A 12,709-nucleotide genomic window follows, 5' to 3' on the forward strand; every position below is an offset into this window, starting at 1 on the left:
CTCTCGCCCGCCTCGCGCTCACGCCGAGGCCGGGCGCCTCACTCGTGTATGGCCCATGGCCGACCCGGCAGTCACAGGAGCGACTCTAACAGGTCTCCTCGACCGCGGAAGACACCGATATGCGGAACGCGTCGATATCAGGTCGTCGGGAGTTTATCGAGGGTTTCGGAGACGGCGAATTATCGGTGTGGTCTTACTCTCCGAATCCGCCCGAATGCGCGCGGCTACTCGGAAAGGGTTTGAATAATACTGACCCCTCGCCCGTGCCTGCAACTCTAGATGCGTCGTCGGGGGCGCGGGGTTAGCGTGCTGGTGTTCGCAGGAACGTCCCTGTCGCCGATTGGAAACGCCAGCAGAGGAGAGCCTCATGCGAGGGAAAACGGTATTGAGCGCCGCCGCGGTGGCCGCGCTGGTCAGTGGCACGGTCGCCGGTGCGGTGGGACCGGCCTCCGCGGCCCCGAATCCGACGTGCCGGGTGGCGGGGGGAAGCCTGACCGGCAGTGGATTCGCTCCCGGCCAGAAATTCACCGTCACACCCGGCGGGGAGACGGCGCGCTCTTCCTCCGACGGCCGTATCGGGCCGATGGCGGTCACCGGGACAGGGACCTTCCGTGTGGGTACCGTGACCTGCACAGGGAACTCGGCCGGCGGGGCGCAGACCTCCGCCGTCGTGGCGGCCGCGACGAGTGCGGCCCAAGCGGCCGTCAAGCGGGGCGCGTCCCCGCAGCAGGCGAAGGCGCAGGGCGTCGCGGCGGCACGGGCGAAGGCGCAGAGCCTCGGTGTGCCGACGACGATCCTGACGCAGATCCAGCAGCAGATCACCAACAACGTCAACCAAATCATCAATTCGACCATCAACGGGCCGGTGAATCAGGAGGCCGGTACGACTCAGGGTGAAAAGCCGAACGCGCCGAACACACCGACCAAGCCGGAAACGCCGACCAAGCCGGAAACGCCGACCAAGCCGGAAACGCCGACAAAGCCGAACGAGCCGAATACGCCGAACGAGCCCAACACGCCGAACGAACCGGGCAAGCCCAACACACCGAATACGCCGAACGAACCGGGCAAGCCAAATACGCCGAACACCCCGAACGAGCCGAATACGCCGAACACCCCGAACGAGCCGGCTCAGCCGAACACGCCGAACACTCCGAATACGCCGAACGAGCCCGCTCAGCCAAACACCCCGAACACCCCGAACACTCCGAACCAGCCCGCCGAGTAGCCGAGTGCGTCTCGGTCACCGGAACCTCCGCCGATCCGGCGGGGGTTCCGCGCGCCGGGTCCCGGTGGGCGCGTTTCACCCGACCGGGCCCGGCCTCGCCGGGCGGTACCCGGGCGGTCGACGCGGGCGGCGCCGTGCAGGATAGGTGTATGGACCTGCGAATCTTCACCGAGCCCCAGCAAGGGGCCACCTACGACACCCTGCTCACCGTGGCCAAGGCCACCGAGGACCTCGGCTTCGACGCCTTCTTCCGCTCGGACCACTATCTGCGCATGGGCAACGTGGACGGCCTGCCCGGTCCCACGGACGCCTGGATCACGCTGGCCGGTCTGGCCCGCGAGACCAAGCGCATCCGCCTCGGCACGCTGATGACGGCCGGCACCTTCCGGCTGCCCGGCGTGCTCGCCATCCAGGTCGCCCAGGTCGACCAGATGTCCGGCGGCCGGATCGAACTCGGCCTCGGCGCGGGCTGGTTCGAGGAGGAGCACAAGGCGTACGGCATCCCGTTCCCGAAGGAGAAGTTCGCCCGGCTGGAGGAGCAGCTGGCGATCGTCACCGGGCTGTGGGCGACCGAGGTCGGCAAGACGTTCGACTTCCACGGGACGTACTACGACCTCACCGGCTCGCCGGCGCTGCCCAAGCCCGCGCAGAGGAAGATCCCCGTGCTGATCGGCGGCCATGGGGCGACCCGTACGCCGCGGCTGGCCGCGCGGTACGCCGACGAGTTCAACATCCCGTTCGCCTCGGTGGAGGACAGTGAGCGGCAGTTCGGCCGGGTGCGGGCCGCCGCCGCGGAGGCGGGCCGGGACGCGGACGACCTCGTGTACTCCAACGCGCTCGTGGTGTGCGTCGGCAAGGACGACCAGGAGGTGGCCCGGCGTGCCGCCGCGATCGGCCGTGAGGTGGACGAGCTGAAGGCCAACGGGCTGGCCGGCTCCCCGGCCGAGGTCGTCGACAAGATCGGCCGCTACGCCGAGATCGGCTCCCGCCGGATCTACCTCCAGGTGCTGGACCTCGGCGACCTGGACCACCTGGAACTGATCTCCTCCCAGGTCCAGTCCCAGCTGTCGTAACCACGGCGTAGCGGCGGCCCTTGCCGCCACGGGGGAGCGGGCCCTGCCACTACGGGGGGAGCGGCCCCGCCGCCGTCGCCGGGTCCGCGGACACTGGTCCGCGGACCCGGCTCCCGGAATCCGCGCTAACGCGTGAAGCCGTAGTCCAGGATCTTCGCCGCGTCCTTGAACCGCTGGTCCGCCGTGCTCGCCGCGAGGACCGTGCCCACGACCGTCTTGGAGCCGCGGGTGGCCGCGAACACCAGGCAGAACTTCGCCTCCGGCCCGGAGCCGGTCTTCACGCCGAACGCGCCCCGGTAGGAGCTCAGGAGCGTGTTGGAGTTCTTCCACGGCTGCATGGCGTGCGTTCCGCCACCGGGCCGGTACGACTTCATGTCGCTGTAGACCTTGGTGCCGACGACCTTCTTGAACGTCTTGTTCTTCAGCGCGGTCCCGGCCAGCTTGGCCAGATCGCGCGGCGAGGAGTAGTTCTTGCCGTTGGAGATCCCGTCGAAGGAGTCGAAGTGGGTGTTCTTCAGGCCCAGTTCGCGCGCCTTGCTGTTCATCTTGGCGATGAACGACTTGGTCCGCTGGGCCGTCGTGGAGCCCGTGCCGTAGGTGTCCGCCAGCGCGTAGGCCGCGTCGCAGCCCGACGGCAGCATCAGTCCGTACAGCAGGTCGCCCACCGACATCGAGTCGCCGAGGAGCAGGTTCGCGCTGGAGTAGCGCTGGGTGTGCGTCGCCGGGTCGATGACGTAGTCGGTGTACTCCTTCTTGATCTTCACCTTCTTCCCGAGGTCCACGTTCCGCTGCGACAGCACCACGAGGGCCGTCATGATCTTCGTGGTGGAGCCGGTCCGCAGCTGCGAGTCCGGCGCCTTGCCGAACAACTGCTTGCCGTTGACCGGGTTCATGGCGTAGGCGCCCTGTGCCGACACCTGCGGGGCCGCGGCGGCGGCGCGGGCCGTGGGTGCCGTCGGCGCCGCCTGGACGGCCTGGGCGGGTGCGGACGCGAGGACTCCGGCGCTCAGCACGGCACCGGCGGTCACCGCGACGGCGGCGCTCCTGCGGGCCCGGGCCGCCCGCCCGAGTCTCCGGCCTTGGACTGCCTGGTCGATGGTCATGGGGTTCCCCCTCTTTTCGTGTGTGTCAGTGGTCAGTTGACGAGGGATCACTCCATCAGGTCCGGGGCCGGGGGGCCATAACGGATGTCACATGCCGGCCCTGTGAACGCCGTGTGCCGGAATCACGGGTTCCGTCGGGCCGGCCGAGATCGGCGGGGTGCGGCTCACCGGCCCCTACACGGTCGCCATGAAGCTGTGGGCCGGCGCGCACACCCAGGCCGGGAAGGGCCCCGCCTGGTTCCGCACCGACAAGCTGTCGGCCAAGGGCACGAGACCGCCGCCGGCTGCAAGCTCGACACCGGGTACGTCAAGGCCGTGCACGCGGTCGAGGTCCGCGCGCAGAAGGCCGCCTTCGACAAGACCAAGAAGGTGCTGAAAGACCGGCAGGCCGCCCACGAGCGGCCGATCACGAACGCCCGCAAGGTCATCGCCGGAGCCTCCTGACTTCCGGCTGCGGTACCGCCCTGGCCGTACCCGGCGCTGCCCCAGCCGTACTCGTGCTGCCCTGGCCGGCCCCGCGCCGTCTTGCCCGGACCCCGCGCCTGCTCTCGTCGGACCCACGCCCTCGGGCCAGACCCGCGCCCCCGGGGCCGAACCCACGGCTCCTCGCCCCCGTGCCGGACGGTACCGCCCCGGCCGGCGCGAGCCGAAAACCGGTGGTGGGCGCGGACCCCGGCCGGGGAGACTCGACCGCATGTTCCTGACGATCTCGACCACCGGCACGGCCGCGCGGCCGGCCACCGACCTCGGGTACCTGCTGCACAAGCACCCCGACAAGGCACAGGCGTTCTCCACCTCCCACGGCACGGCCCACGTGTTCTACCCCGAGGCGGACGCCGAACGCTGCACGGCCGCGCTGCTGCTGGAGATCGACCCCGTCGCGCTGGTCCGGCGAGGCCGGGGCAAGGGCCGGGGCGGCGCACCCGACGCGGCCCTCGCCCAGTACGTCAACGACCGCCCGTACGCGGCCTCCTCGCTGCTGGCCGTCGCGTTGAGCAACGTCTTCTCCAGCGCCCTGCGCGGGGTGTGTGCCGCCCGGCCGGAGCGGGCCGCCGCCCCGCTGCCGCTGCGCGTCGAGGTCCCCGCGCTGCCCGCCCGCGGCGGCCCCGAGCTCGTACGACGCCTCTTCGCACCGCTCGGCTGGACCGTCACCGCGGACCCGGTCCCGCTCGACACCGCGTTCCCGGAGTGGGGCGACTCGCGGTACGTCCGGCTGCTGCTGGAGTCCGAACGGCTCACCCTCGCCGAGGCGTTGCGGCACCTGTACGTCCTGCTGCCGGTGCTCGACGACGCCAAGCACTACTGGGTCTCCGCCGACGAGGTCGACAAGCTGCTGCGGGCCGGCGAGGGCTGGCTGGCCGGGCACCCGGAGCAGCAGCTGATCACCAGCCGCTACCTCTCGCGCCGCTGGTCGCTGACCCGCCAGGCGCGGGAGCGGCTGGAGCTGGTGCGGCTCGCGGAGGCCGACGACAGCGAGGTCGAGGACATCGACAACGCGGTCGCCGACGAGACCGAGACCGAGGAGAAGCCGACCCCGCTCGCCGTGCTCCGGCGGGAGGCCATACTCGCCGCGCTGGGCACCTCCGGCGCCGCCCGCGTCCTCGATCTCGGCTGCGGCCAGGGCCAGTTGACGCAGGCGCTGCTCAAGGACGCCCGGTACACCGAGATCGTCGGCGTCGACGTCTCGCAGCGGGCCCTGGCCATCGCCTCCCGCCGGCTGAAGCTGGACCGCATGGGCGAACGGCAGGCCGCCCGCGTCAAGCTCGTCCAGGGCTCCCTCGTCTACACCGACCAGCGGCTGCGGGGCTACGACGCCGCCGTGCTCAGCGAGGTCGTCGAGCACGTCGACCTGCCCCGGCTGCCCGCCCTGGAGTACGCGGTGTTCGGACACGCGCGCCCCCGCACGGTCGTCGTGACCACCCCGAACGCCGAGTACAACGTCCGCTGGGAGAGCCTGCCCGCCGGACACGTCCGGCACGGCGACCACCGTTTCGAGTGGACCCGCGAGGAGTTCCGCGCCTGGGCGGCGGCCGTGGCGGAACGGTACGGCTACGAGGCGGCGTTCACGTCCGTCGGCCCGGACGACCCCGAGGTGGGCCCGCCCACCCAGATGGCGACCTTCACGATATCGAGCGAGAGGGAGGCGAAGGCGGCATGACCGAGACACAGCACAAGGGGCGGGAGCTCCCCGTCACCGACCTCTCCCTCGTGGTGCTCGTCGGCGCCTCCGGTTCCGGCAAGTCCACGTTCGCCCGGCGGCACTTCAAGCCCACCGAGGTGATCTCCTCCGACTTCTGCCGCGGTCTGGTCTCCGACGACGAGAACGACCAGGGCGCGACCCGGGACGCCTTCGACGTCCTGCACTACATCGCCGGCAAGCGGCTGGCCGCCGGCCGCCGCACCGTCGTGGACGCCACCAGCGTGCAGCAGGACAGCCGGCGGCAGCTGATCGAACTGGCGAAGAAGCACGACGTGCTGCCCATCGCCATCGTGCTGGACGTGCCGGAGGAGGTGTGCGCCGAGCGGAACGCGGCCCGCGCCGACCGGGCGGACATGCCCCGCCGGGTCATCCAGCGGCACATCCGCGAACTGCGGCGCTCGCTCCGGCACCTGGAGCGCGAGGGCTTCCGCAAGGTGCACGTGCTGCGCGGCGCCGAGGAGGTCGAGCACGCCACCGTCGTCACCGAGAAGCGCTACAACGACCTCACCCACCTCACCGGCCCGTTCGACATCATCGGCGACGTCCACGGCTGCTCCGCCGAACTCGAGGCACTGCTCGCCAAGCTGGGCTACACCGACGGGGCGCACCCCGAGGGCCGGACCGCCGTGTTCGTCGGCGACCTGGTCGACCGCGGCCCGGACAGCCCCGGCGTGCTGCGCCGCGTGATGGGGATGGTGAACTCGGGCAACGCCCTGTGCGTCCCCGGCAACCACGAGAACAAGTACGGCCGTTACCTCAAGGGCCGCAAGGTCCAGCACACCCACGGGCTCGCCGAGACCATCGCCCAGATGGAGGGCGAGAGCGAGGAGTTCAAGGCCGAGGTCCGGCGGTTCCTGGACGGACTGGTCAGCCACTACGTCCTGGACGGCGGCCGGCTGGTGGTCTGCCACGCCGGTCTGCCCGAGAAGTACCACGGCCGCACCTCCGGCCGGGTCCGCTCGCACGCCCTGTACGGCGACACCACCGGCGAGACCGACGAGTTCGGGCTGCCGGTGCGCTACCCGTGGGCGGAGGACTACCGGGGCCGGGCGGCGGTGGTCTACGGCCACACACCCGTGCCCGAGGCCACATGGCTCAACAACACCATCTGCCTGGACACCGGCGCCGTCTTCGGCGGCAAGCTCACCGCGCTGCGCTGGCCGGAGCGCGAACTGGTCGACGTACCGGCCGAGCGGGTCTGGTACGAGCCGGCCCGGCCGCTGCGCACCGACGCTCCCGGCGGACAGGACGGCCGCCCGCTGGACCTGGCGGACGTGCACGGCCGGCGGGCCGTCGAGACCCGGCACGCGGGCCGGGTGGCCGTCCGCGAGGAGAACGCGGCGGCGGCCCTGGAGGTCATGAGCCGCTTCGCGATCGACCCGCGCCTGCTGCCGTACCTCCCGCCGACCATGGCACCGACGGCCACCTCGCGGATCGACGGCTACCTGGAGCATCCCGAGGAGGCGTTCGCGCAGTACGCGCGGGACGGGGTCGCGCGGGTGGTGTGCGAGGAGAAGCACATGGGCTCCCGGGCCGTGGCCCTGGTGTGCCGGGACGCGGAGACGGCACGGCGGCGGTTCGGCGCGGAAGGACCCACCGGGTCCCTCTACACCCGTACCGGACGGCCGTTCTTCGACGACGAGCGGACGACCGAGGAGATCCTCGGTCGGCTGCGCGCGGCGGTCACCGACGCCGGACTGTGGGAGGAACTGGGCACGGACTGGCTGCTGCTGGACGCGGAGCTGATGCCGTGGTCGCTGAAGGCCACCGGGTTGCTGCGCGGCCAGTACGCGGCCGTGGGCGCCGCCGCCGGCGCGGTGTTCCCGGGCGCGCTCGCCGCCCTGGAGGCGGCGGCCGGGCGCGGTACCGACGTGGGCGCGCTGCTCGGCCGGCAGCGGGAACGCGCCGCCGACGCCGCCGCGTTCACCGACGCCTACCGCCGCTACTGCTGGCCCACCGAGGGCCTGGACGGGGTCCGGCTGGCCCCCTTCCAGCTGCTCGCGGTCCAGGGCCGCAGCCTCGCCGCGCTGCCGCACGACGAGCAACTCGCCCTCATCGACCGGCTGGTGGAGCACGACGGCACCGGGCTGCTGCACACCACCCGGCGGCTGTACGTCGACACCGGCGACCCGGAGTCGGTGCGCGCGGGTGTGGACTGGTGGCTGGAGATGACCGGCCGGGGCGGCGAGGGCATGGTCGTCAAGCCGCTCGGCGCGCTGGTGCGCGACGGCGACGGACGGCTGGTGCAGCCCGGCATCAAGTGCCGGGGCCGGGAGTACCTGCGGATCATCTACGGCCCCGAGTACACCCGCCCCGACCACCTCACCCGGCTCCGGCAGCGGTTCCTGAACCACAAGCGCTCGCTGGCCCTGCGCGAGTACGCCCTCGGCCTGGAGGCCCTGGACCGCCTGGCCGACGGAGAACCGCTGTGGCGGGTCCACGAGGCGGTCTTCGGCGTACTGTCCCTGGAGTCGGAGCCGGTGGACCCACGGCTGTAGTCCGCATCCCGGCGGCTTCATCCGGCACCGTCCGGACCGGCGGGCGCCCGGTACCATCGGGCGCACCGCCCCGGACCGCCCCGCGGACCCCTGAAATCGCCCTCGCCCGGAAACCCCCGCCAAGGGGATGAAGGGCGCTCCCGGCGGTCAGGATGGAGGCATGGGATTCCATGTCGACTCCGAGGCCGGGCGGCTGCGCCGGGTCATCCTGCACCGGCCCGACCTCGAGCTGAAAAGGCTTACCCCCAGCAACAAGGACGCCCTGCTCTTCGACGACGTGCTGTGGGTGCGCCGGGCGCGTGCCGAGCACGACGGGTTCGCCGATGTCCTGCGGGACCGCGGGGTCGAGGTGCACCTGTTCGGGGACCTGCTCACCGAGACGCTGGCGCTGGACGAGGCCCGCGCCCTGGTCTTGGACCGGGTCTTCGACGAGAAGGAGTACGGCCCGCTCGCCACCGCCCACCTGCGCGCCTCCTTCGACCGGATGCCCCCGGGCGAGCTGGCCGAGGCCCTGGTCGGCGGGATGACCAAGCGGGAGTACCTGGCCGGCCACGAGGAACCGGTCTCCGTGCGCTTCCACGTCATGGAGCTGGACGACTTCCTGCTGCGCCCGCTGCCCAACCACCTGTTCACCCGCGACACCTCGGCGTGGATCTACGACGGTGTCTCCATCAACGCCATGCGCTGGCCCGCCCGGCAGCGCGAGACCGTGCACTTCGAGGCGATCTACCGCCACCACCCGCTCTTCCGTGACGAGGCGTTCCACATCTGGTCCCGGGGGCAGGCGGACTACCCGTCCACCATCGAGGGCGGTGACGTGCTGGTGATCGGCAACGGCGCCGTGCTGATCGGGATGAGCGAGCGCACCACCCCGCAGGCCGTGGAGATGCTGGCGCACAAGCTGTTCGCGGCCGGCTCGGCGCGTACGATCGTCGCGCTCGACATGCCCAAGCGGCGCGCCTTCATGCACCTGGACACGGTGATGACCATGGTCGACGGCGACACCTTCACCCAGTACGCCGGGCTCGGCATGCTCCGCTCGTACACCATCGAGCCGGGCGACGGGGGACGGGAGCTGAAGGTCACCGACCACCCGCCGGAGCACATGCACCGGGCGATCGCCGCCGCGCTCGGCCTCGGCGAGATCCGGGTGCTGACCGCGACCCAGGACGTGCACGCCGCCGAACGCGAGCAGTGGGACGACGGCTGCAACGTCCTCGCCGTCGAGCCGGGTGTCGTCGTCGCCTACGAGCGGAACGCCACCACAAACACTTACCTGCGCAAACAGGGCATCGAGGTGATCGAGATCCCGGGCAGCGAGCTGGGCCGGGGCCGCGGCGGCCCCCGGTGCATGAGCTGTCCCGTGCAGCGAGACGCCGTATAGAAATGTGGAGTGTCGTATAGACTTACATAGTCCCCTGTAGTCATACACCTGGAGCGCCCCCATGGCGACAGTCCCGACCGCCCTCGCCGGCCGCCACTTCCTCAAGGAGCTGGACTTCACCGAGGCGGAGTTCCGCGGCCTGGTCGAGCTGGCCGCCGAGCTGAAGGCGGCCAAGAAGGCCGGGACCGAGACCCCGTACCTGCGCGGGCGGAACATCGCGCTGATCTTCGAGAAGACCTCGACGCGCACCCGCTGCGCGTTCGAGGTCGCCGCCGCCGACCAGGGCGCCCACACCACCTACCTGGAGCCCTCCGGGTCGCAGATCGGGCACAAGGAGTCCGTCCGGGACACCGCCCGGGTGCTGGGCCGGATGTACGACGCCATCGAGTACCGGGGCGACAGCCAGGCCAAGGTCGAGGAGCTGGCCGCGTACGCCGGCGTGCCCGTCTACAACGGCCTCACCGACGACTGGCACCCCACCCAGATGCTCGCCGACGTGCTCACCATGACCGAGCACTGCGCCAAGCCGCTCGGCGACATCGCCTTCGCCTACCTCGGGGACGCCCGCTTCAACATGGGCAACTCCTACCTCGTCACCGGCGCCCTGCTCGGCATGGACGTACGCATCGTCGCCCCGAAGTCCTACTGGCCCGCCCCGGAGATCCTCGACCGCGCCCGCGCGCTCGCCGGCTCCAGCGGCGCCCGGATCACCCTCACCGAGGACATCACCGAGGGAGTGCGGGGCGCCGACTTCGTCGCCACCGACGTCTGGGTGTCCATGGGCGAGCCCAAGGAGGTGTGGGCCGAGCGGATCACGGCCCTCGCGCCGTACGCGGTCACGATGGACGTGCTGCGCGCCACCGGCAACCCGGACGTGCGGTTCCTGCACTGCCTGCCGGCCTTCCACGACCTCGGTACCGAGGTCGGGCGGCAGATCCACGACGCGTACGGCCTGACCTCGCTGGAGGTGACGGACGAGGTCTTCGAGTCCGCCCACTCGGTGGTCTTCGACGAGGCGGAGAACCGGCTGCACACCATCAAGGCGGTGCTGGTGGCCACACTCGCCCGGGAAACCCTTGCCTGACCCTCCTCACCAGGCCTTATCCTGACCGGCGGCCCGGAACCACCCCTTCCGTGGCCGTCGCCGCGGCCCCACCACGGCCGCCCGCACCACCAGAATCGAGCACCACCGGCATGCCCGCTCCCCGCATCAAGTCCCCGCACCTGCTCGTCGCCGAATCCGGCGCCGACCGCGAGGGACACGGCCTGAAGCGCACCATGGGCCTCTTCCAGCTCATCTGCTTCGGCGTCGGCGCCATCGTCGGCACCGGCATCTTCGTCGGACTGTCCGACTCGGTCGCCCAGGCCGGCCCGGCCGTCGTCGTCTCCTTCGCCCTCGCGGCCCTCACCTGCGTCTTCACCGCCTTCTCCTTCGCCGAGCTGGGCGGCGCGATCCCGGTCTCCGGCTCCTCGTACTCCTTCGCCTACGCCGGCCTCGGCGAGTCCACCGCCTTCCTCGTCGGCTGGTGCCTGCTGCTGGAGTACGGCGTCTCCATCTCGGCCGTCGCGGTCGGCTGGAGCCAGTACGTCAACGAACTGCTGCACAGCCTCACCGGCCTCCAGCTCCCGGCCGCCCTGTCCGCGGGCCCCGGCGACGGCGGCGTGATCAACCTGCCGGCCGTGATCGTCATCGCCATGGCCTCGGCGCTGCTGGTGCGCGGGGTGCGGGAGAGCGCCCGGGCGACCGCCGCCATGGCCGCGGTCAAGCTCGCGATCCTGCTCGCGTTCTGCGCCATCGGCTACAGCGCCTTCAAGGACGGCAACCTCACCCCGTTCTCCCCGGCCGGCCTCGGCGGCATCGGCGCGGGCACCACCGCGGCCTTCTTCTCGTACATCGGCTTCGACGCGATCACCACGGCCGGCGAGGAGGCGAAGAACCCGCGCCGGCACATCCCCGTCGCGATCCTCGTCTGCATGGGCATCGTGACCCTGCTGTACTGCGCGGTCGCGCTCGCCGCGATCGGCGCCATCGGCGGCGACCAGGTCGCCGGCCGCCCCGCCGCCCTCTCCTACGTCGTCAACGAGGTCACCGGCTCCGCCGTCGGCGGCGGTGTCATCGCCTTCGGCGCCGTCGTCGCCATCGCCTCCGTGGTCCTCGCCGTGATGTACGGCCAGACCCGCATCCTGATGTCGATGTCCCGGGACGGACTGATCCCGCGCGTCTTCGAGAAGGTCAGCCCGAAGACCTCCACGCCGGTCGCCGGCACCCTGATCGTCGCCGTCGTCTTCGCGCTCCCGGCGGCCTTCGCCTCGCTGGACGCCGTGATGAACCTGTGCACCATCGGCACCCTCGCCATCATGGCCGTCGTCAACATCACCGTGCTGGCCCTGCGCCGCCGCGAACCGGGCCTCGACCGCAGCTTCCGGGTGCCGCTGTACCCGGTGGCCCCGCTGCTCGGCATCGGCTTCTGCCTGTACCTGATGTGGGAGACCGGCTGGCACACCTGGATCCAGTTCGCCGTGTTCCTCGCGGTGGGCCTCGCGGTCTACGGCCTCTACGGCCGCCGGCACTCCACGCTGGCCGGCGCCGCCCCGGCCGGCGAGGTCACGCCGGCCGCGGCCGAGCGGGAACCACAGGCAGTCTGAACCACACCGCCTTGCCCGACGGGGTGGGGCGATGACCGCAGGACGAGCTCAGGGCGCGGATCAGCAGCAGCCCGCGCCCGCCCTCCTGCCACACATCGGGCTCCTCGACCACCGGCGCGGTCAGCCGGCCGGGCGGCGCCGGGTCCGGGTCGTGCACCTCGACCTGGCAGCCGGTCGGCCGCAGCTCCACCACCAGCTCTATCGGGCCGCGCCCGGCGGTGTGCTCCACCGCGTTGGCCACCAGCTCGGCGGTCAGCAGCTCGGCCGTGTCGCAGTCGGTCACGTGCTCGACCTCGGTGAGGGCCGTGCGCACCAGGGCGCGCGCCACGGGCACCGCCGCGGCGGTGTGCGGCAGCGCGATGCGCCAGGAGGCCGATTCGGCGGAGGGTTCGTGCACGGCGAGTCCTTCATGGAGCAGGCTGTCCTGCTGTCCGACTCCAGGCATGGTACGGGCCCGGCGGCCCGCGCCCGCCGCCGGGCCGGTCGGTCGCCCCGTTTTGTGTCGCGCCACCGTGACGACAGTCACAAAGCGGTGATAACTTCATGGGGGAGCGCACCGTACGGCACCGTCGCCCGA

General features: G+C 71.5%; 10 protein-coding genes. 8 read left to right on the forward strand and 2 right to left on the reverse strand.

Annotation, left to right across the window (positions count from 1 at the left end):
- The first annotated feature begins 367 nt into the window (after window positions 1–367).
- Both IH25_RS42240 and IH25_RS0110955 read left to right on the forward strand, forming a co-directional pair.
- Entirely contained in the window at window positions 368–1,228 is an 861-nt protein-coding gene (locus IH25_RS42240) for a hypothetical protein (RefSeq protein WP_245172760.1), read from the forward strand.
- 149 nt (window positions 1,229–1,377) lie between these two features.
- Window positions 1,378–2,301, forward strand: coding sequence for an LLM class F420-dependent oxidoreductase (locus IH25_RS0110955; protein WP_030606691.1), 924 nt, complete (start codon window positions 1,378–1,380; stop codon window positions 2,299–2,301).
- Between the two features lie 125 nt (window positions 2,302–2,426).
- Here IH25_RS0110955 and IH25_RS0110960 read toward each other — a convergent pair whose 3' ends face one another.
- Window positions 2,427–3,404: a D-alanyl-D-alanine carboxypeptidase family protein gene (locus IH25_RS0110960; RefSeq protein WP_030606693.1), complete on the reverse strand. Its 978-nt coding sequence runs from the start codon at window positions 3,402–3,404 to the stop codon at window positions 2,427–2,429.
- Window positions 3,405–3,719: 315 nt separating this feature from the next.
- Between IH25_RS0110960 and IH25_RS42795 the strand changes: the two genes are divergently transcribed.
- From IH25_RS42795 to IH25_RS0110995, 6 genes are all read left to right on the forward strand, one after another.
- A complete protein-coding gene (locus IH25_RS42795) occupies window positions 3,720–3,848 on the forward strand; it encodes a hypothetical protein (protein ID WP_280842474.1) in 129 nt (42 codons plus the stop codon).
- A 250-nt stretch (window positions 3,849–4,098) separates the two neighbouring features.
- Complete coding sequence (locus tag IH25_RS0110975; protein WP_030606696.1) at window positions 4,099–5,562, forward strand: 3' terminal RNA ribose 2'-O-methyltransferase Hen1; 1,464 nt, start codon at window positions 4,099–4,101, stop codon at window positions 5,560–5,562.
- The gene (locus IH25_RS0110980) at window positions 5,559–8,102 is read left to right on the forward strand and encodes a polynucleotide kinase-phosphatase (RefSeq protein ID WP_030606699.1); all 2,544 of its coding nucleotides are present in this window, start codon (window positions 5,559–5,561) and stop codon (window positions 8,100–8,102) included. Before IH25_RS0110975 ends, IH25_RS0110980 begins: the two co-directional genes overlap by 4 nt.
- A 160-nt stretch (window positions 8,103–8,262) precedes the next feature.
- Entirely contained in the window at window positions 8,263–9,486 is a 1,224-nt protein-coding gene (locus tag IH25_RS0110985) for an arginine deiminase (RefSeq protein ID WP_030606702.1), read from the forward strand.
- A 61-nt stretch (window positions 9,487–9,547) separates the two neighbouring features.
- Entirely contained in the window at window positions 9,548–10,570 is a 1,023-nt protein-coding gene (argF, locus tag IH25_RS0110990) for an ornithine carbamoyltransferase (RefSeq protein WP_030606705.1), read from the forward strand.
- A 110-nt stretch (window positions 10,571–10,680) separates the two neighbouring features.
- Window positions 10,681–12,132, forward strand: coding sequence for an amino acid permease (locus tag IH25_RS0110995; RefSeq protein WP_030606708.1), 1,452 nt, complete (start codon window positions 10,681–10,683; stop codon window positions 12,130–12,132).
- On the opposite strand, the gene IH25_RS0111000 is transcribed toward IH25_RS0110995, so the two are convergent.
- Window positions 12,092–12,577 carry an ATP-binding protein gene (locus IH25_RS0111000; protein ID WP_051753881.1) on the reverse strand — a complete coding sequence of 162 codons (486 nt, stop codon included), beginning with the start codon at window positions 12,575–12,577 and terminating at the stop codon, window positions 12,092–12,094. The genes IH25_RS0110995 and IH25_RS0111000 overlap by 41 nt on opposite strands.
- Window positions 12,578–12,709 lie beyond the last annotated feature (132 nt).

This window comes from Streptomyces achromogenes subsp. achromogenes (genome assembly GCF_000720835.1).
GTDB classification, from domain to species: domain Bacteria; phylum Actinomycetota; class Actinomycetes; order Streptomycetales; family Streptomycetaceae; genus Streptomyces; species Streptomyces achromogenes.